19 protein-coding genes are annotated in these 19,481 nt (G+C 64.2%); 3 read left to right on the top strand and 16 right to left on the bottom strand.

Translation table 11 applies throughout. The annotated features are described in order from the left end of the window. Positions 1–148 precede the first annotated feature (148 nt). The 4 genes from FHS81_RS12320 to FHS81_RS12305 are packed head-to-tail and all read right to left on the bottom strand — an operon-like array spanning position 149 to position 4,329. Positions 149–964 carry a DNA-binding transcriptional regulator gene (locus FHS81_RS12320; protein WP_183753367.1) on the bottom strand — a complete coding sequence of 272 codons (816 nt, stop codon included), beginning with the start codon at positions 962–964 and terminating at the stop codon, positions 149–151. 40 nt (positions 965–1,004) lie between these two features. Next, on the bottom strand, positions 1,005–1,847 hold the full coding sequence (locus FHS81_RS12315) for a fumarylacetoacetate hydrolase family protein (RefSeq protein WP_183753365.1): 843 nt from the start codon (positions 1,845–1,847) through the stop codon (positions 1,005–1,007). A gap of 2 nt (positions 1,848–1,849) precedes the next feature. Then, positions 1,850–3,346, bottom strand: coding sequence for a bifunctional 3-(3-hydroxy-phenyl)propionate/3-hydroxycinnamic acid hydroxylase MhpA (gene mhpA, locus FHS81_RS12310; protein WP_183753363.1), 1,497 nt, complete (start codon positions 3,344–3,346; stop codon positions 1,850–1,852). Positions 3,347–3,348: 2 nt separating this feature from the next. Then, the gene (locus FHS81_RS12305; protein ID WP_183753361.1) at positions 3,349–4,329 is read right to left on the bottom strand and encodes a VOC family protein; all 981 of its coding nucleotides are present in this window, start codon (positions 4,327–4,329) and stop codon (positions 3,349–3,351) included. A 331-nt stretch (positions 4,330–4,660) separates the two neighbouring features. Between FHS81_RS12305 and FHS81_RS12300 the strand changes: the two genes are divergently transcribed. Together FHS81_RS12300 and FHS81_RS12295 are read left to right on the top strand one after the other, a co-directional pair. Further along, a complete protein-coding gene (locus FHS81_RS12300) occupies positions 4,661–5,983 on the top strand; it encodes an MFS transporter (RefSeq protein WP_183753359.1) in 1,323 nt (440 codons plus the stop codon). Positions 5,984–6,175: 192 nt separating this feature from the next. After that, complete coding sequence (locus FHS81_RS12295) at positions 6,176–6,967, top strand: helix-turn-helix domain-containing protein (RefSeq protein ID WP_183753357.1); 792 nt, start codon at positions 6,176–6,178, stop codon at positions 6,965–6,967. A gap of 7 nt (positions 6,968–6,974) precedes the next feature. Here FHS81_RS12295 and FHS81_RS12290 read toward each other — a convergent pair whose 3' ends face one another. The 10 genes from FHS81_RS12290 to FHS81_RS12245 all read right to left on the bottom strand — a co-directional run bounded on the left by FHS81_RS12290 (position 6,975) and on the right by FHS81_RS12245 (position 17,284). Beyond that, positions 6,975–8,663, bottom strand: coding sequence for an FAD-binding protein (locus tag FHS81_RS12290; protein ID WP_183753355.1), 1,689 nt, complete (start codon positions 8,661–8,663; stop codon positions 6,975–6,977). Continuing rightward, entirely contained in the window at positions 8,660–9,421 is a 762-nt protein-coding gene (locus FHS81_RS12285; RefSeq protein ID WP_183753353.1) for an SDR family NAD(P)-dependent oxidoreductase, read from the bottom strand. The genes FHS81_RS12290 and FHS81_RS12285 overlap by 4 nt, the downstream gene beginning before the upstream one ends. Positions 9,422–9,433: 12 nt before the next feature. Continuing rightward, positions 9,434–10,372, bottom strand: coding sequence for a branched-chain amino acid ABC transporter permease (locus tag FHS81_RS12280; protein WP_183753351.1), 939 nt, complete (start codon positions 10,370–10,372; stop codon positions 9,434–9,436). A gap of 39 nt (positions 10,373–10,411) precedes the next feature. Further along, positions 10,412–11,278 (bottom strand): branched-chain amino acid ABC transporter permease, encoded by an 867-nt coding sequence (locus tag FHS81_RS12275; RefSeq protein WP_183753349.1) that lies wholly within the window; start codon positions 11,276–11,278, stop codon positions 10,412–10,414. 3 nt (positions 11,279–11,281) lie between these two features. Next, positions 11,282–12,019, bottom strand: a complete 738-nt coding sequence (locus tag FHS81_RS12270; RefSeq protein WP_210281665.1) for an ABC transporter ATP-binding protein — start codon at positions 12,017–12,019, stop codon at positions 11,282–11,284. Then, entirely contained in the window at positions 12,016–12,777 is a 762-nt protein-coding gene (locus FHS81_RS12265) for an ABC transporter ATP-binding protein (protein ID WP_183753347.1), read from the bottom strand. Before FHS81_RS12265 ends, FHS81_RS12270 begins: the two co-directional genes overlap by 4 nt. Positions 12,778–12,872: 95 nt before the next feature. Continuing rightward, a complete protein-coding gene (locus FHS81_RS12260; RefSeq protein ID WP_183753345.1) occupies positions 12,873–14,021 on the bottom strand; it encodes an ABC transporter substrate-binding protein in 1,149 nt (382 codons plus the stop codon). Between the two features lie 617 nt (positions 14,022–14,638). Further along, entirely contained in the window at positions 14,639–15,841 is a 1,203-nt protein-coding gene (gene pcaF / locus FHS81_RS12255) for a 3-oxoadipyl-CoA thiolase (RefSeq protein WP_183753343.1), read from the bottom strand. A gap of 10 nt (positions 15,842–15,851) precedes the next feature. After that, positions 15,852–16,550 carry a CoA transferase subunit B gene (locus FHS81_RS12250; protein ID WP_183753341.1) on the bottom strand — a complete coding sequence of 233 codons (699 nt, stop codon included), beginning with the start codon at positions 16,548–16,550 and terminating at the stop codon, positions 15,852–15,854. Continuing rightward, positions 16,547–17,284: a 3-oxoacid CoA-transferase subunit A gene (locus FHS81_RS12245; protein WP_183753339.1), complete on the bottom strand. Its 738-nt coding sequence runs from the start codon at positions 17,282–17,284 to the stop codon at positions 16,547–16,549. Before FHS81_RS12245 ends, FHS81_RS12250 begins: the two co-directional genes overlap by 4 nt. Positions 17,285–17,430: 146 nt before the next feature. On the opposite strand from FHS81_RS12245, the gene FHS81_RS12240 reads away from it, so the two are divergent. Beyond that, positions 17,431–18,192: an IclR family transcriptional regulator domain-containing protein gene (locus tag FHS81_RS12240; RefSeq protein ID WP_183753337.1), complete on the top strand. Its 762-nt coding sequence runs from the start codon at positions 17,431–17,433 to the stop codon at positions 18,190–18,192. A 69-nt stretch (positions 18,193–18,261) separates the two neighbouring features. Here FHS81_RS12240 and FHS81_RS12235 read toward each other — a convergent pair whose 3' ends face one another. Then, entirely contained in the window at positions 18,262–18,594 is a 333-nt protein-coding gene (locus FHS81_RS12235) for a hypothetical protein (protein ID WP_183753335.1), read from the bottom strand. Continuing rightward, the gene (locus FHS81_RS12230) at positions 18,566–19,477 is read right to left on the bottom strand and encodes a dioxygenase family protein (RefSeq protein ID WP_183753334.1); all 912 of its coding nucleotides are present in this window, start codon (positions 19,475–19,477) and stop codon (positions 18,566–18,568) included. Before FHS81_RS12230 ends, FHS81_RS12235 begins: the two co-directional genes overlap by 29 nt. Between the last annotated feature and the right edge of the window lie 4 nt (positions 19,478–19,481).

Here is a 19,481-nt window from a genome sequence, read left to right as displayed (position 1 = left end):
CGAAAGCAACAGACAACTCGGGGGTGGGCTCGCACAGTTTCAAGGAGAAGAGATGCGTGTGATATTTGGCCACTGCTCCTGGCTGAGGTGAATGGAGTGCCCGGCATGATCCCTTCGCTGGGCCACATGCCTCGCCACCTGCGCCACATCATGGTGTGCCTAGTACCGCATGTGGACGGGCGGGAAGTGCCGCAACGATCCGGCTGGCTAGTTCCCTCAGAGGAGTAGCATAGCTTTCGATGGCATCGCGCGTGTTCAGGGCGCTTCGTATCCAGATCATCGAAATGCAACCGACGATACCGTCGGCCGCGATGATCGGCGCGGCCAGCGACGCCGTATGCGGACGAAACTCCCCCGCATCGCGCAGCGCGACGCGGCGCTCGCGCGTTTCGTACATCATCCGCGCCAGCCATAGCGGTTCGAGAAAGGGGTCGTCGGCCGGCTCGCCCAGACGCCGGATATGCGTCAGGATCAGCTCACGCTGGGCCTGGTCGCAGAAGGTCAGATAAGCCCTGCCCGCGGACGTCCGCAGCATCGGCAGGCGCGAACCGATCATCGCCCGGTCGATGGACAGCGGCGAGCGGCCATGCGTCGTTTCCTGAACGACCATCGCAGCGCTGTGGTGAACGGTCAGATCAAGCGGCCAGACCAGTTGCGCGGCATATTCCGCCAGCAGCGGCGCAGCGATCTGGCAAATCTGGGAACTCAGGGCCGATCCGTCGCCCAGCGAGGCCGCGAGCCGGGTCACGCGCACAAGGTTGGCGCTGGCGGAAAAGGCAACATAGCCGGCCTCTTCCAGCGTTTGCAACAAACGATAGACGCTGGAACGCGGGATGCTCAGTGCATTGGCGATCTCGCCGGGCCGGGCCTCGCCGACAGCGTTGACATGGCGCAGGATTGCGAGGCCGCGCGTCAATGCGCGCACGGTCTCGGATTTTCGGTCCTGTTTTTCGCTCGCCGTCATGGCGGTCCGGGTTGCATGAGATACAAGCGCTTCTCGGGCTTCAGGCCTCGGCCTTCACCTTATTCGAAAGAGTGCCGATGTTCGAGATCTCGACTTCGCTGACATCGCCGTCGCGCAGCCACAGGGGCGGATTGCGGCGCGCACCCACGCCGCCGGGCGTTCCCGAAACGATGACGTCGCCGGGAAGCAGCGGCAGGATGGTCGAGCAATAGGCGATCAATCGCGGCACCGAGGCGATCAGCAAGGTGAGTTCGGTATCCTGAACGATCTCGCCGTTCAACCGCGTCTGGAGATGGAGCTTCGATGGATCGGGGATTTCGTCCGCCGTCACCAGCCACGGGCCGAACGCGCCGGTGCCCGCGAAAGTCTTGCCGGGCATGAACTGGTGCGTGTGCTTCTGCCAGTCGCGGATCGAACCGTCATTGTAGCAGGCATATCCGGCGACATAGTTCAGCGCCTCCGCTTCCGGGATGCGGCGGCCTTCCTTGCCGATGACGACGGCCAGCTCGCCCTCGTAGTCGAACTGGTCGGATTCCAGCGGCTTGATCAGCGGCTGGCCGTGACCGATCTGGCTGCCCGCATAGCGGGCGAAAAGGACCGGGTTCGGCGTTTCCTCACGCCCGGTTTCCTGAATGTGGTCGTGATAGTTCAGCCCGACGCAGATGATCTTGTCGGGGTTCGGAATCACCGGCGCGTGCGTTACATCGTCAAAGGCGTAATCCGCCTTGCTGTCGGCAAGGGCGGCGGCCGGCGCGAGGTCGCCCTGGGCCAGGAAGTCGCGCAAGGTGGGCGCCAGCCCGCGCTTGCCCAGATCGACGATACCGTTTTCGGTGACGAGGCCCCAACTTGCGCGGCCATCCTTCGTGAAGGAAGAAAGTTTCATGGTCAGACCATCTCCGGTTCTTGAGATTTGACAGGATCGGGAAGCGCGCGTTCGAGCAGCGCCGCCAGTTCGGTAGCGGTGTCGGCTCCGCCGAGCGTATGGCGATCGGGGCGCAGCAGCACGGCCCGCGTTGCAAGGCGCTCCAGATGTTCGGCGGCGTCGGCCGAGTTTTCGGTGGTGACGAGGCCGATACCGGGCGGCAATTCCACTCCGGCGGCGAGCGCGGCATCCGCCACCACAACCCACCGGTGGCGATAGACCTCGTCCATCAGCCGTCCATCCGCCAGCCGCGGCTGGCCGAAGAGCCGGCCCGCGACATCGCCTACGCCAAGCCCCGGGCCGATCGGCGGCGCGATGCTCTCCATCTTGGCCGAGCCACGGTTGCCGGGCAACGCGGCGCGCAGGGCCGCCTCGGTTCCGCAGGTGTTGATCAGGCCGCCGAGCCGCACCGCCGTCTGGATGTATTCGCGGGCATTGGGCTTGCGCTCGCTTTCGTAGGTGTCGAGCAGCCTTTCGGCCGCATCGCCGGTGACCGCGCCCTTGCAGACCAGCGCCAGCTTCCAGTAGAGATTGGCGACATCGCGGACGCCCGCGCACATGCCCTGCCCCATGAAGGGCGGGGTCTGGTGGCAGGCGTCTCCCGCCAGCAGCAGGCGCCCCTTGCGCCAGTCCTCGGCAACCAGCGAGTGAAACACATAGACCGCCGCGCGCTCCAGCTCGGCCTCGTCGGGCTTCAACCACGGCGAGAGCATGTCCCAGACCTTTTCGGGACGGGTCATCTCGGCGGTGGTTTCGTCAGGCAGAACGGTGATCTCCCAGCGGCGACGGCGGCCCGGCGTGCGCACATAGGTCGAAGGACGCTCCGGCACGCAATACTGGATCGAATGATCGCCCAGTTCCGGCTTGTCGCCATTCAGGATCACGTCGATCACCAGCCAGCGCTCATGGAAGCCGTAATCCTCCATCCCGGATTCGATAAACCGGCGGATCAGCGAGCGCGCTCCGTCGCAGCCGACGACATAACGGGCACGCGCCCGCTCCACCTTGCCGCGGCTCATATCCTCATAGCGCAGGGTGACGCCGGCGTCATCCTGCTCGACCATGAACAGATCGCAGCGGGTGCGCACGGTGACTTCCGGCCGGCTTTCCATCGCATCGCGGAGCAGCCGTTCGAGATCGGGCTGGTGAAAGCGGTAATTCGCCCGCCAGCCCTGCGGCCCGGTTCCCTGCGGGCGAGGCCAGTCGAGCAGCAGCGCGCCGTCCGGCCCAACGAAGCGCATGCCCGGATGCAGGCACGTCAGCTCCTGCATGGCGTCGGCGATGCCGATCCACTGGAACACCCGCATCACCTCGGCGTCGAAATGCACGGCACGCGGCAAGTGATAGGCAGCGCCTTCGCGCTCCAGCACCAGAACGCTCAGTCCGCATTGGCCCAGAAGATGCGCAAGCGTGGCCCCCGTGGGACCGTAACCCACGATGGCGACGTCGTATTGTTCCATCGTCATTTCCCCGTTTTTGCGATTTCGTTGTAAAGCCAGGGGCAATCCGGCACCGGCGGCGAACGGCGCCCGCGCGCCGCGGCGTCGAGGCGCATGTCGCGCAGCCGCTTGCGCCCACCCTCCTCGGTCAGATACAGGCGCTCGTGCCCCCAGAAGCTGGGACCGTCATGGGTTTCGTGCGGCTCCCAGGTGGCGGGATCTATCAGCCGCCCGCCCCAGCCGTTCTCGACGAAGAAACCCGACGGCGAGTTGGCGTAGAAACTGGTCATGTAATCGTTGGTGTGCCGCCCCAGCGTATAGGCGACCCGCCCCTCCTGCTGCTGGGCGATGTCGTAGCCCTGCCCGACATCGTCGAGGTTCTGGAACTCGACCATGAAGTGATGGAAACCCTGCTGTCCCGAACCGACCATGGCGAAGGAATGGTGGCGTTCGTTCAGATGGAAGAAATACAACCCATAAGGCTGCAACCCGTAATCCGAGACGTGGAAATCCAGCACGTCGCGGTAGAACGGCATCATCACCTCGATGTCCTGCACATGCAGAACCGCATGGCCCATGCCGAGCGGGCCGGTCCTGAAGCCGTCGATGGGGCGCCCGGGCACGAACGGATCGCTGGCGATCATCGGCGCATGAAACAGCTCCACGCGGTTGCCCATCGGATCGAGGAACCAGACCAGATCGCCCACGAACCGCCTGTCCGCCAGACCGGGCGCAGCAGGGTGAACCTTGATTCCGGCGGCCTCGACCCGCGCGGCATAGAATTGAAGGTCGCTCTTGTGCTCGACCTCGAACCCCAGAAACGCCAGCGTCTCGCCCGGCTCGTCCGAGACAAGCAGCCGCTGGACACGGTCGTCCATGCGAAAGGCCAGCGCCTTGCCGCCACGGTCGATTTTCTGCATTCCCAAAAGACGGCCGGCAAAATCGGACCAGTCATCCAGCCGGTCTGAGCGCACGCCGAGATAACCCAGTGCAATGATAGCCATGGCACCCTCCCATGTTATTGTCCGGTTGATCCGCTTGCCGCCCTGCCCCACACCAGCATGCGAAAATTCCGGTTCTCATGGCCGTTTTCTGCACGAACCGACGCGGCAAATCAGCAGCGCACGCAATTCTGTCCGTCAGGCGGACACTTTCGATCCCGCGATTTCGCCGCACAGTGATTTGCCGTTTCTGGCGGAGATCGCGGGCATCCCGATAAAAGTGGCCGCGCGGTGAAGAATCATACGTGCCGGATCGCGACTTCCAAGCGGACACATGAGCTGCCGCACGGAAGCGCGTCACCAGACACAAATCCGCTGGGAGGAAAAAACAGTCATGAATATGATCGACACCCTGAAACAGGGGCCGATGCGTCTGCCACAGATCGGCATCGTCATGCTGTGTATCGTGATCGCCATGGTCGACGGATACGAAGTCGTCGCAATGCCATTTTCCATGTCGGCCATCGCCAGGGACTGGCAGTTGCCCAACTCGCAGGTGGGCTATCTTCTCAGCGCCGGCATTGCGGGCATGGCGCTCGGGGCGCTGTTTCTGGCGCCTCTGGCGGACCGTGTCGGCCGGCGGCAGCACATTCTGGCGTGCCTGGGCGCAATCACCGTGACCATGGTGCTGTCGGGGCTGGCGCAGGGATTGTGGCAACTGGTCATCATCCGGCTGATCGCCGGGCTGTTCATCGGCGCGCTGGTGCCGAGCCTGAACGTGATCGTCTCCGAATACTGCTCCGACAAGCGGCGCGGGCTGGTGATGGGCCTGTACGGCATCGGCCTTCCGCTCGGTTCCGCGCTGGCGGGCTACGCGATTTCGCCGCTGATCGACGCCTATGGCTGGCGCGCGACCTTCCTGTTCGGCGGCGTGCTGAGCTTTGCGGTCATGCTGTTCGCGCTCGTGCTTCTGCCCGAGTCCATCGACTATCTGGTCCACAAGCGGCCGGCCGATGCCCTCACGCGCTACAATCGCATCGCGCGCCGGCTCGGATTTGCGGGAGCCTCGAAGCTGCCCGAGCCCTCCACGGACAGGACCGGGCAACGGCGACTGGCCGACCTGTTCCGGGGCGAGCTTTTGCCGCGCACGTTGCTGCTGTGGGTCGGCTTCGCGTGCCTCAGCGCCTCGTTTTACTTCGCCAATACCTGGACCGCCAAGATCATGGCCGACATGACGGGCGACCAGCATCTGGGAATTCAGGTTGCGATGCTGATCCAGTATGGCGGCGTGGCGGGCGCACTGATTTTCGGCCTGCTCACCCTGTGGCTGCATCCCAGAACCGCAACCGCACTGCTGATCGGCCTCGGCGGCATCGCCTTCTATCTCTACGCCGTCAACGTGACGAACGTCTCGGTGGCCATGGTGATCGCCGTGGCGGTCGGCATGTGCGCGAATGGCGGTCTCGCGGCCTATTTCGCCATCAGCCCCTCCATCTATCCAACCATGCTGCGCGGCACCGGCGTGGGCCTGATGATCGGCGTCGGCCGCGGCTTCGCCATTCTGGGGCCGATCGTCACCGGCTTCATACTGGCCGGAAGCTGGACGCCGGTCGATGTCTACAAGCTGTTTGCCGGAGCCATGGTCGTGTCGGCCATCGCGACCGTCGGACTGATCCTGACGTTCCGGGAAAAAGAGCCGGTTGTCAGCAACGCCTGACGCCGTCGGCGCCGGTCCCCGACCGGCGCCGGAAATTCGGCCGTCAGCCATTGCCAGCCGGGATCGGAAACCCGGTCCGGGAAAAACGCACCGACGCTTCCACAGGCCGCCGCGCCTGACGTATGCTAAGGCAACGGCGGTCCGGTGCGCATTCCCGGACCAGGACGTGTTCCCAACCGATACGGAGGCCCCATGACTGGCAGTTCGCCTCGCCGCAGCTATGAGCCGGTGCGCGCGCTCCAGCGCGGGCTGCTTGTCATGCAGGCCATTTCCCACTCGAAGGAGGCCACGGCGGCGCAGCTTTCGCGCCAGCTCGGCATTCCGCGCCCGACGGTCATCCGCATCATGGAAACCCTGGAGGACATGGGATTCATCGAGCGCAGCGCCTCGACCGGAAGCTGGCGGCTGACCCATCGGTGCCGCACGCTTTCGGACGGATACAACGACGAGGCATGGGTGCGCGAATGCGCGATCCCCGAGATCGAGCGGCTGGGCCGGGAAATCCTGTGGCCCGTGGACCTCATGGCATTCCAGAATTATCGGATGATCGTGCGGGAATCGACCCATCGTTTCAGTCCGTTCTCGATCATTGGAGGAATTGTCGGCACGACGCTTTCCATGCTGGAGACATCGAGCGGCCGGGCGTGGCTGGCCTTTTGCTCTCCGACGGAGCGGGAGGAAATTCTCGCTCACTTGACCGCCACGGAGAAATCAGGCTTCGATGAAACCACGGTCAACCGGATGATCGCGCAGACCGTGAAACAAGGCTATGGCCTGCGCTGCGGCGAGATCTACAAGGAAACCAGCTCGCTGTCCGTGCCGATCTTCGCACGCGACCGGCTACAGGTGGTGCTGACCGTGGTGTGGTTCTCATCCGCGCTGTCGGTTGAGGAAGCGGTGCGGCGCTTCCTCAGCCCGGCGCGCGAAAGCGCCGCCGCGATCGGACGCAAGTGCGACGCTCATCCCGATCTTCAGCAGGAATGAACGGCGCTTATCCCGCCATCTCCTTGCCGGCGAGATAGCCGAAGGTCATGGCCGGGCCGATCAGCGAGCCGCCGCCGGGATAGCTGCCCCGGAAGACCGACAGCATGTCATTGCCCACGGCGCGCAGACCGGGGACCGGGCGCCCTTCGCCATCCAGCACCTCGGCGCGCGGGCTGACCGCAAGCCCGGCGAACATGCCGATATCGCCCGGATGAACAAAGACGGCGCGCCAGGGCGCCTTGTCGAGAGGAGCGACATTGGGGTTGGGGCGATGCATGGGGTCGCCCAGGTAGCGGCCATAGGCATGGCTTCCCTTCCCGAACACGGGGTCGAGCCCCTGCCCGGCCGCGCCATTGTACTCCCGGATCGTCCGTTCCAGCATGACGGGATCGGCGCCGATCGATCGCGCCAACGCGGCAATGCCGCCCGCGCGATGCACATATCCCTTCGACTCCAGCCAGCCGGCCGGCAGGATCGGCTTGACGAAGCCGATGCCATATTTTTTGAAGGCCCGGTCATCGCAGATGAGCCAGCAGCCTTTCTGATCCGGCGAGGGATCGGCCGCCACCATCGCGCGGACGAAATCGTGATACGACAGGCTTTCATCGACGAAGCGCCGGCCCTCCCGGGTAACGGCGATAAAGCCCGGCTTGCCCTGATTCAGCGAGTGCAGGAACAGGCCCCAGCCACCGTCGCGGCGCGGCACTTTCGAGACCGGCATCCAGCCGCCGCCGTCCGAGACATCGCCGCTGACATGACCGCCGAACGCAGCCGCCATGCGGGCGCCGTCGCCCCGGTTGCCGGGTGCGGTCAGCGAGAAATGCGCTTCCGCTCCCGCCGGATGGCCATACAGGCGCTGGCGGGCCTCGACGTCGTGCGAGATGCCGCCGCTTGCAAGGATGACGCCTTTCGACGCGCGTATGCGGTGCAGCCGCCCGCCGCGGCTGACGATCGCACCGTCCACGCGCGCGCCGTCGCCCGTCAGGCGAAGCGCGGGCGCGCCGAGCCACAGGGGCACGTCGAACCGGCGCAGCGCCAGCCACAGCCGCGCCACCAGCGCATTGCCATTGGCCAGTCGCGTCGGGCGGCCGTGAAGCACAGCCTGCATGCGGTTCCATGCGAGCATCCGGACCACCCGCAGGCTCGGCCCCAGCTTGCGGCCGAAGGCGTAAAGATCGTCCAGATTGATGCCGGAACCGATCTGAAGGCCGAAAAGCGTCATCTCCTCCAGCGGCGGACGCAGATGCCGGAGATCGCGGCCGAGCGCGGTGCCCGACAGGCCGGCCACCTGAACGCTGCGTCCCCGCGCCAGCGCACCCGGCAGATCCGAACGGTAATCCGGGGTGCCTATCTCCGTCGTCAGCGGCAGGCGCAGTTCCTCCTCCAGGAAGCGCAGCATGTCCGGCGCGGTTGCGAGATAGGCGTCGATGAAGGGCGGGTCGTAACGATCCCCGAGAAGGGCGCGCAGATAGGCGCGCGCGAGGTCGGCATCGTCCTCGACACCTTCCCGCCGCGCGACGTGGTTGGCCGGCACCCACATCACGCCGCCGGAAACGGCCGTGGTGCCGCCGAAGACGCTGGCTTTCTCGACCACCAGCACCCGCGCGCCACCCGCCGCCGCCGACAGCGCGGCCGACATTCCGCCGGCTCCGCTGCCGATCACCAGCAGGTCGCAATCGACAACGGGCATCGTCATTTCAGCAGCCGCCCCGCATCGATCACCAGATCCGCGCCGGTGATCGACTCCGCCTCATGGGAGCCGAGGAAGGCAACGGCATAGGCCACGTCCTCGGGCCGGGCCAGGCGGCCCAGCGGCAACTGAGCGGCGATGGCGCGCTGCGCTGTCTCCGCATCGCGATAGATCCGCAGCATCTTTCCCTCGATCAGCGAGGTCCAGACGAAGCCCGGATGGACCGTGTTCACCCGCACGTTATGGCCCGACAGCGCGGCGGAAAGCGCCGCCTGCTTGCTGGTGTTCGAGACGGCGGCCTTGCTGGGACCGTAGGCGGCGGCATCCGCCGAGCCGACATAGCCCGCCACCGAGCCGATGTTGACCACCGCCCCGCCCCCGTGCGTCTTCATGTGCCGGATGGCGGCGCGGGTGCCCAGGAAAGTGCCATGCGTGTTGATCTCGAACAGCCGGCGCCAGTCGTCGTAGGGAAAATCCTCGAAGGCGTAGCTTTCGGGACAGATCACACCCGCACCGTTCACGAAAAGGTCGATGCGGCCGCGCCGATCCTCCACTTCCGCCACGATCCTGTCCCAACTGGCTTCGTCGGTCACGTCCAGCCGGATCTCGTCGCCCTCCGCGCCCGGGGTCAGCGACAGGCCCTCGTAGGCGATATCGGCCAGCACGACCCGCGCCCCCTCCGTGCGCAATTGCCTGGCGATGGCCTGTCCGAACGCGCCGCGCCCGCCGGAAATCAGCGCCAGCTTGTCAGTATAGCGTGCCATTTGTCCTGCCTGTCATTTCCTGAAGAGAGAAAGTGCTCCGCGCGGCAGCGCCAGAAGCATCACGACCAGAAGCGCACCGAGGAAAACCTTGTTGCCATCGCCCCCGAGAGACAGAAACCGCTCCTGGAACAGGATCAGCGCCACGCCGATGAGAGGCCCCAGCAGCAGGCGCTTTCCGAGCAGTATCACCGCGCTGAGGAAGAGCATGATGAAATAGGGCTCGAACACGTCGGGACCGACGTAGTTGCGCTGATAGGCGTAAAGCCAGCCGCCGACCGCCGTGACCGGCGCCGAAAGGAGGAAGACCTTCAGCCGCGTACGGCGCAGGTTGACGCCGAGGCTTTCGGCGAGATCGGGATTGAGATGCGACATCAGCGCCTCCGCTCCCAAGGTCGACCGGCGGAACAGCGCCATGAGGCCCAGCACCAGCAGCAACATCAGAAAGACGATCGGCCACAGCCGCAGGTTGGTGTCGGCGACATAGCTGAATGGCCCCAGCGTCAGTTCCATCGAGGGAATGCCGAGGATGCCCTCCGAAGCGCCGAGGAACTCCAGATTGTAGGCCACCTCGTGCGCCACGACGGCAGCGCAATAGGTGACCAGCGAGAACATGAACTCCCGCACGCGCAGCGTGATGAACCCGAGCACGGCGCCCAGCGCCAGCGCCACGACGATCGACAGCGCCAGCGTGGCGACGGGCGAAAGGCCGAGGCGCGTCGTGCCGATGCCAACGCCATAGGTGCCGGCGGCCAGAAAGAGCGCCTGGCCAAGGCTGACCTCGCCCAGATCCGACGTGATCATGTCCACGCCGTAGCTCATGATCGCGAGGATGGCCGTCAGCACGCAGTAGCCCACGATCACCCGGCTGTCGGACCAGGCATAGGGAACGAGGAAAAAGCCGATCAGCGCGAGGGCGAGAAAAAGGTGTGACAGGGGAAGGGATTTCGGCATGATGCCTCCCGAAGTGGATAAGGTCGTCTCCCGCATCGATCAGATTCCTTTGCCAAAACCGGACGGGCGCGCCACGAGAAACACCAGCAGCGTTGCGAAAACCGCCGACAGCGCGAAGGCGGAGGACACGAGCGCGCTGAAGAATGAAATGAAGATGCCGATCGCCAGACCGGCGACAAGCGCGCCGGGAACCGAGCCGATCCCGCCGATGACCACGATCACGAAGGTCAGGATCACCTCCTGAAAACCCATCGTGGTCAGGATCGGCGCCCGCGGCGCGATCAGCCCCGCCGCAAGAGCCACACTGGCCCCCTCGAAGGCGAAGATGCCGCCGAGCAGGAGCGCCGGGTTGATCCCGTAAAGCTGTGCCAGCTTGCCGTCCTCGGCGAGGGCGCGCATGGCGGCGCCGATGCGCGAGCGCCGAAGGACCAGCCACACGGCGGCATAGATGATCAGCGTCACCAGAATGATCGTCAGGTCGAGACCGGTCAGGCGGACGTCGCCGACGGTCAGGCGCAGCGCCCGCAAGGGAGAAGCGATGTTCTGGGGCGTGCCGCCGAAGAACAGGCCGGCAGCCCCCGTCAGGATATAGCTGATGCCCAGCGTGATGATCATGATGCTGGTCAGATCCTGTGTCTGGATCTGGCGCGCCATCATGTGCTGCATGACGATGCAGAGGACGGCGAGGACCAGACAGGACACGAGGATCGCCGGCAGATACTCGAAGCCCTGCATCCGCATCAGATACCAGGTGACGAACGCCGCCAGCATGTACATGGTGCCATGGGCGAAGTTCACCAGCCGCGCCATACCCAGAAGGATCGTCCAGCCGATGGCGATCAGGGCATAGCCAAGCCCCGCCACCGTGCCGTTCAGCAGAAGCTGAAGGAAATACGACAATTGCATGGATCATTCCTTCCGTTTGCCGAGATAAGCGTCCTGGATGCGGCTGTCGCCGGCCACCTCGCGTCCGCCTTCCAGCACTTTCCTGCCCGTTTCCAGCAGCACGACCCGGTCGACGACCTTCAGCGCCGCCTCGGCGTTCTGTTCCACCAGCAGCACCGGCAGGCCGCGATCCACCAGCCGCCGCACGGTCTGGAGAAGTTCGGTCACGATCATCGGCGCAAGGCCGATCGAGGGTTCGTCCAGCAGCAGGACCCGCGGGCAGGACAGAAGCGCGCAGGCGAGTGCGAGCATCTGCCTTTCTCCGCCGGACAACTGCCCGCCCAGATGGCTGCGGCGCTCGGCAAGGCGGGGAAAAAGCTCGAAGATCTCATCGGCCGTCACGCGAAAACGTGTGTCTTCCGGCGCCGGTATGCGGATCAGCCGGAAATGGTCGGAGACGCTGACCCGGCCGAAGACATTCTTGCCCTCGGACACGAGCGCGACGCCGGAGCGAAAGCGGACATGCGGCTTCACCCGCGCGATACTGCGCCCGAGCAGGCTGATCTCGCCGCTGACCGCAGCCGCCCCCCGCGACCAGCCGGCAAGCGCATTGACGAAGGTCGACTTCCCCGCGCCGTTCGCGCCGAGAACGCCGATCATCTCGCCGCGATGCATGTCCAGGCTCATGTCGTGCAGCGCGACGCTGGCGCCATAGCGCACCGACACATCGCGGCAACTCATGACAGCAGCACCTGTCGTCATGCCTCACCTCCAAGATAGGCAGCGCGGACCTTGGGATCTCTCTGGATTTCGTCCGGAGTGCCATAGGCGATCTGGGTGCCGCGATCGATCACGGCGATGCGGTCGCAGACCTGCATGACGAGATCCATGTGATGTTCGATGAGCACGACGGCCACGCCCAGGCCGCGCAACTTGTCCAGAATCCGGGCGAGGACTTCCATGTCCTCACCGCCGACCCCGGCGGCAGGCTCGTCGGCCAGCAAGACTTTCGCCCCGGTGCCGTAGGACATGGCAATGGACAGCAGGCGCTGGGTGCCATAGGGAATCTCGTCCGGGCGCAGGCTGCCGTACTCCGGCGGAATATGGAACTCCGCCAGCAACTCACGGGCGCGTTCGATACGAACCCGTGCGCGCCGGCCGATCGAGAACGGATTGCGCAGGAGAGCCGGCAGGCTCGGGCAATAGGCCCTGCCAAGCGCCATCTCCGCATTGCGCAAAACCGTCAGTTCAGTAAAGAACGAGTTCTGCTGGAAAGTGCGCTTCAGGCCGAAACGCTGCATCTCACAGGTGGGAACACCGTCGAGGCTCTGCCCCGAAAGCGTCACGGTGCCTTTCTTCTCCACCCGTCCGGTGATCGCGTTGAAGGTGGAACTCTTGCCGGCGCCGTTCGGCCCGATGATGCCCAGAATCTCGCCCCCGCGACACGTGAAGGTCATGCCGCTGACTGCCTTGAGCGCGCCGTAGCTGACCTCGAGGTCGCGGACTTCCAATATTGTCATTGCATACTCCCGTTGGTCCCGCCCGCCACGGGAGCGGCAGGGCGAGACGATTGCGGAGGATCAGTCTTTGATGATGAGCCGGACGATCGGAACGATCAGTCCGGAAGAGGCGTGCGCTCGCCGTCCGTCACCTGGAACAGGGTGTAATTGGCGCTGAGTTGGCCACGGTCGTCGACCGACACCTCTCCCCAGATCGTGTCGGGAAAACTCTGGCCGCGCATGGCTTTGGAGACGGCCACCCGTTCGGTCGTGCCGGCGCGGCGCACGGCCTCCGCCCACACCTGCACGGCAATGTAGCCGGAAGCGGCCATTGCATCCGGTGTCACGCCGTATGCCGCGCGATAGGCCTCGACGAACTCCTTGTTCAACGGAATCTCCGAGTAAGGCGGCTTGTCGGCGAAGTAGAAGCCCACGCTGTAGACGCCATTTGCCGAAGGGCCGGCAGCCCCGACGGTGATATCGGTCAGGCCGCCCTGCATCACCACGATCTTGTTGGGCAGGTCGATCTCATCGGCCTGTTGCAGCATGGCGGCCATGCCGGATGCCTGACTGGAATTGGTGACCACGATCACGTCCGGGTTCAGGCTGCGCGCCTTCTCCAGAAGGTTGCGGAAATTGGTCTCCTGATACTGGAACTGCTCCCGCCCCAGCACCTTGATATCCGGCCGCAGGGCAAGGATTTCGGCCTCCATGGCCTTCTGCGTCGTATCGCCGTAGACGTCGCTCTGGCTCATGAAGAGCACGGACTTCGCATCCAGCTTGTCGACCACCAGTTTCGCGATCTGGCGCGCGTCGTCCTTGTTGTCCGGCGAGATCTTGAAAGCGTGCTTGTCGGCGCCGGTCAGGACCTGATCAACCTTGGCGATCGTCGCGATGGAGAAGATGTTTTCCTTGGCCAGTATGGGCTGATAGGCCAGCAATACCGGGCTGTTCCACCCTCCGACAAGGACTTCGATATCCTTGGCCAGAAGCTCGTTCACACGGCTCAGGCCGATGGCGGGCACGCTTTCGTCATCCGCGACGACGTAGTCGATCTCGCGTCCGAGCAAACCGCCATTGGCGTTCAGAGCTTTGAGCCCCAGTTCGACGCCCTCGCGCGTCTGGTTGCCGACGGCGGCGGAAGGCCCGCTAAGCGGCAGCATCACGCCAACCCTCAGAGGCTGCGCCAAGACTCCGGATATCAGAAAACCTGCGGAAAATACCGATAGCGCGCACGCGCCGGCCACTCTGGTCAACAGCGACATTCAATCCTCCCTTTGGCTGCTCTCATGCAGCATCTTGTTGTTTGATCATGCTAGGTTGAACAGGGGAGCGACCTCAAACCAAATCCCGGAATCGTTCATCAGGTGAACTCGCCATTGGGAAATCTCAGGTCTGCTGCCTGAAAAACCGGATCGTTGGGAGCTTGAACTTTCCGCGAAAGTCTCTCCGCCGAGCGGAACGCAACACACCGGGGCAGTGAAGCCAACATCATGCTCGACGTGCTGGAGACGAGACTGGTGATGTCGATCTCGCGGTCATCTACGCAGCCGAAAGCCGCCGCGCCTGTTCGACGCGGCGGCTCATACTGACTATGAAAATGGACGAAAAGGCTATTGGCCAGAAGCCGTTAAAAGTATTGACTTGGGTATTGCGCCCACTGGTCCAAGTAATGCAGCAGGGCGCTCCGCCGTCAGATAGCCGTCATCAGCGCATCCATAGCCAGCACGGCATCCAGGTCTGCCTTTGGTGGTCCTGAAAACAGCCAACTGACTGGCCAGATACGGCGATGCTTGACGATAAAAGTAAACTGCATATCACCATACGCTCAGCGGGGCTCACCTCGATAAAATCCTTGCACACCGCCAGATTGTTTAGCCATTCATACCCGCTCAAGCGCAATGGCAATGCCCTGGCCGACACCGATACACATAGTAGAAAGCGAACGCCGGCCGCCAGTGAGTGACAGTTCCAGCGCCGCCGTGCCCGTGATGCGCGCACCCGACATGCCGAGCGGATGACCGAGCGCGATCGCTCCACCATTGCGGTTCACGCGCGGATCGTCATCGGTTATGCCAAGATCGCGCAATGTTGCAAGCCCTTGACTAGCAAAGGCTTCGTTCAGCTCGATCACGTCGAAATCATCTGTGGCAAGACCAAGTCGTGCAATCAGCTTCTTTGAGGCGGGCGCCGGGCCGATGCCCATGACACGCGGCGGAACACCCGCCGCAGCACCCCCCAGTACCCGCGCGATCGGGGTGAGACCATATCGGGCAGCTGCCTCCGCGCTGGCCACGATCAGCGCCGCTGCACCATCATTCACGCCCGAGGCATTGCCTGCGGTGACGCTGCCGCCCTTGCGGAACGGTGCAGACAACTTCGCGAGAGCTTCAAGCGTCGTGGCGCGTAGATGCTCGTCCCGGTCGATCACCCTGGGATCGCCTTTGCGTTGTGGGATCGTCACCGGCACGATTTCCTGCGCCAGCCGGCCGTTCTCCTGCGCAATGGCCGCCCTCGCCTGCGAGCGCAATGCGAAGGCATCCTGATCCTCGCGGCTGACAGCGAAATCTTCAGCCACGTTCTCGCCGGTCTCGGGCATGGAATCGACGCCGTACTGAGCCTTCATCAGCGGATTGATGAAACGCCAGCCGATGGTGGTGTCGTGGATTTCCGCCTGCCGCGAAAAGGCAGTCTCCGCCTTGGGCAAGACGAAAGGCGCGCGCGACATGCTCTCAACGCCGCCGGCGATCAGCAATTCAGCCTCACCCGCCTTAATAGCCCGTGCCGCCGTGATGACGGCATCCATGCCGGAGCCGCACAGGCGGTTGATCGTCGTTCCCGGCACGCCGACAGGCAGCCCCGCCAGCAGCAATGACATGCGGGCAACGTTGCGGTTGTCTTCACCCGCCTGGTTGGCGCAGCCAAAGATCACATCATCGATGGCGTCCCAGTCGACCTTAGGGTTGCGCTCTATCAAGGCCCTGAGCGGCACAGCACCGAGATCGTCGGCTCGCACGGAAGACAGCGCCCCGCCGAAGCGGCCGATGGGCGTGCGGATGTAGTCGCAGATGAATGCCTCGGTCATCCCGGTTCCCTCACAGTTCGGGTACATTCAGGTCGGTCACCAGCCCGTCGATGACGAGTTCGGCGCCAGTCAGCGATTGCAGTCCTTCAAGACTGATGGCGGGCAGCTTCTCGCGCAGCACGAAACGAGCGTTCTCGATGTCGATGACAGCGAGGCTCGTGTAAATGCGCGTCACGCATCCCACCCCCGTCAACGGCAAGGTGCAGCGTTCCAAAAGCTTGGGCTCGCCCTTCCGGGTGATGTGCTCGGTGAGCACCGCCACCCGCTTCGCCCCGTGGACGAGATCCATGGCGCCGCCCACCGCAGGCACACCCTTGGCCCCGACGCTCCAGTTTGCGAGGTCGCCGTTCTGGGCCACCTGATAAGCGCCAAGGATGGCGACGTCGAGATGGCCGCCGCGCACCATCGCGAAGCTGTCCGCATGGTGGAAGAAGGCGGCGCCCGGATTCAGCGTAACGGCCTTCTTGCCGGCGTTGATCAGGTCCCAGTCCTCTTCGCCCGCCGGCGGTGCCTCGCCGAAGTCGAGGATGCCGTTCTCGGTGTGAAAGATCGCCTCCCGGCCGGGCGGCTGGTAGCGCGCAACCATCTCCGGAAAGCCGATGCCGAGATTTACATAAGCGCCGTCCGCAATGTCCTGCGCCGCGCGCCATGCGATCTGCGCATTGGACAGCTTGATGTCTTCGTAGTTAGCGCTCTTTATGGCATTCATGGGCTGGTCCCCTCGGGATAGACCGCGCCAGCGCGGTTCAGCTCTTCTTCCTGGGCGGGATCGGGCACCTCGACGACCTGGCTGACGAAGATGCCCGGCGTGACGACATGCTCCGGATCGATGCCGCCGGGCGGCACGATCCGCGACGCCTGCACGATGGTGGTGCGCGCAGCCATGCACATCAGCGGATTGAAATTGCGCGCGGCCTTGTTGTAGGTGAGGTTGCCGTGCGTGTCGGCCACATGTGCCTTGACGAGCGCGAAGTCGGCCTTGAGCCAGCGTTCCCGCACATAGGGACGGCCCTCGAACTCCGCCACCGGCTTGCCCTCGGCCAGTTCCGTGCCGTAGGAAGTGGGCGTGTAGAAAGCGGGAATCCCCGCTCCGCCGGCGCGGATGCGCTCGGCAAGGGTGCCCTGTGGCACTAATTCCAGCTCAATCTCGCCGGCAAGATACTTTTCCGTGAACACGCGCGGATCGGCGGAACGTGGGAAGGAACAGATAAGCTTCCTCACCATTCCGACCTCGATCAGCGCCGCGAGGCCGACGTGGCCGTTGCCGGCGTTGTTGTTCACAACAGTCAGGTTTTTCGGGCTTCCGGTCTTCACATACCGGTCGATGAGTGCGTGGATCAGCTCGATCGGCGCGCCGGAACCGCCGAAGCCGCCGATCATCACCACCGCCCTGTCCGCGATGCCGGCGACCGCTTCGGCGGGGCTGGCAATTGTCTTGTCCATCGGGATGTCCCTCCTGATCGCCCCGGCGCGCCGGAGCCGTTTCCTGTTCGCAGATCTAGGCCCCCACGATCTGGACAGCAAGACGATTTGTGCGCTATGCGTTATTTGTTCGATATTCGCACAAGCCCTGCAAGGGAGTTCCGCCGATGAGCATCAGCCCGCGCGACACGATGGGAGGTCTCGCCAAGGGACTTGCCGTTATTGAAACGTTCGCGGCCAGTCGTCCCCGCCAGTCCATCACCGACGTGGCGACAGCAAGCGGCCTCGACCGGGCCACGGCCCGGCGCTGCCTGTTGACGCTGGCGCAGGCGGGTTATGCGGACTATGACGGCAAGTTCTTCACGCTGACGCCGCGCGTGCTGCGGCTCGGCACGGCCTGTCTCGCCACGATGCCGCTGCCGCAGATCGTGCAGCCGTGGCTCGATCGTCTGTCCGATGCGCTGGGCGAGAGCACGTCGGTGTCGATTCTCGATGAGGACGAGATCGTCTACGTCGCGCGGGCGGCGCAGCGGAAGGTGATGTCGATTGCGCTGATGCCCGGCTCGCGCCTGCCCGCCTATTGCACGTCCATGGGCCGCGTGCTGCTTGCCGCCCTGCCGGAGGACGAGGCGCGGCGGCGTATCGCCATCAGACTGCTCACCGCCCGAACGCCCCTGACGCTGACCGATCCGGAAGCGGTGGTGGCACGGATCGGGCTTGCACGCGAGCAAGGCTATGCCGCCATCGATCAGGAGGTGGAGATGGGATTGCGCTCTATTGCCGTCCCGCTATTGAACGCGCGCGGCGCGACGGTGGCCGCGCTCAATGTCGGACTTCCGACACAGGGCGACGACGCCGGGATACTCGTGTCGCGATATCTTCCGGCCCTGCTGGACCTCCGGGATGAAATCCGGAAAATCCTGCACTGATCAACACGCGCGGTCTGCGGCCAGTCATGGCGCTGTTCGCCTCACCGGCCGCCGGTGAGGCGATCCCGATCACCGAAGGACCACATAGGTCTCGGGATCAATGGCACTCACGCGTACCGCCACATGTTCCTGCGATTCCTGAGCCAGAAAGTCGCGGATTTTTCCTGCAACCGCCACAACCACTTCGCGCGTTCGCTCCGGTTTGGGCAGCAGCTGAATTTCAACGGAAATCCGCGTCTGATCCTCCAGACCGTGAACATCCACGATCCCGATCTGACATAGTGAAGCATCCACCTTCAGCTCGCGGCACACCAGCTCGCGCAAGGCGGGCAACGCCTTCGCGAGTCTGTCCTTGCGTCCGGCCTCAATCGTTTTATCGGCATAGATCTTGAGCAGCGGCATGCTTTTCTCCCGTGGTTGAAGTCTCGTCATGATAGGCGATGCCCTGCTCCGGCACGAGTACGAAATCAAAGTGCGATCGCCATATGGTTTTTCCGTCGCGCACGCTCTGGAAAGGCGCGACGAGGGATTGCTTGACACCGAACACAGTGTCGGAGGTCAGGTAGGGATCCTCCCCCACAAACGTATGCGTCACCAGTTTCTGGTATCCCTCGGCGGTCACCATGTAGTGGGTGTGCGCCGGGCGATAGGGGTGGCGTCCCAGATGACCCAGCATCTGCCCGACAGGGCCATCGTCCGGGATCGGGTAGGACACCGGCTTGATGCCGATGAAGCTGTACCGGCCGTCGGCGCCGGTAACGAAGATGCCGCGATTGTTCCATTTCGGCTGGATATCCGGCTGCTGTACGTCATAGTAGCCCTCGTCGTTGTCCGACCACACGTCGATGCGCGCGCCCGCGATGGGATTGCCGTCGAGGTCGATGACGCGGCCCTCGAAGAGGCAGCTCTCGCCCTTGCCGTCGAGGCTGATGGTGTCCCCCATCTGCCGCACCGGCGCGCCCAAGACATGGAACGGGCCGAACACCGTGTTCTCCGTCGCGCCTTGCGGGCGGCGGTTGTTGATGGCGTCGACCAGCATGGAGAAGCCGAGCGTGTCCGAGAGCAGGATGAACTCCTGCCGCTCCCCGCTGCAGATCTGACCGGTGCGGGTGAGGAAGTCGATACCGATTTCCCACTCTTCCTGCGTGAGCTGGATTTCCTTCGCGAACGCATGCAGGTGCCTGACGAGGCAGGTCATGATTTCGGCCAGTCGCGGATTGATGTCCGATCCCATGCGGGCATTGACAGCATCGACTGAGCCTTCTTCGGTGAAGTAGGCTGTCACGATC

The organism is Pseudochelatococcus contaminans, from assembly GCF_014195635.1.
Taxonomy (GTDB): Bacteria; Pseudomonadota; Alphaproteobacteria; order Rhizobiales; family Beijerinckiaceae; genus Pseudochelatococcus; species Pseudochelatococcus contaminans.
The sequence above is the reverse complement of the archived record's forward strand: the minus strand, read 5'-3'. Positions and strand labels throughout refer to the sequence as shown.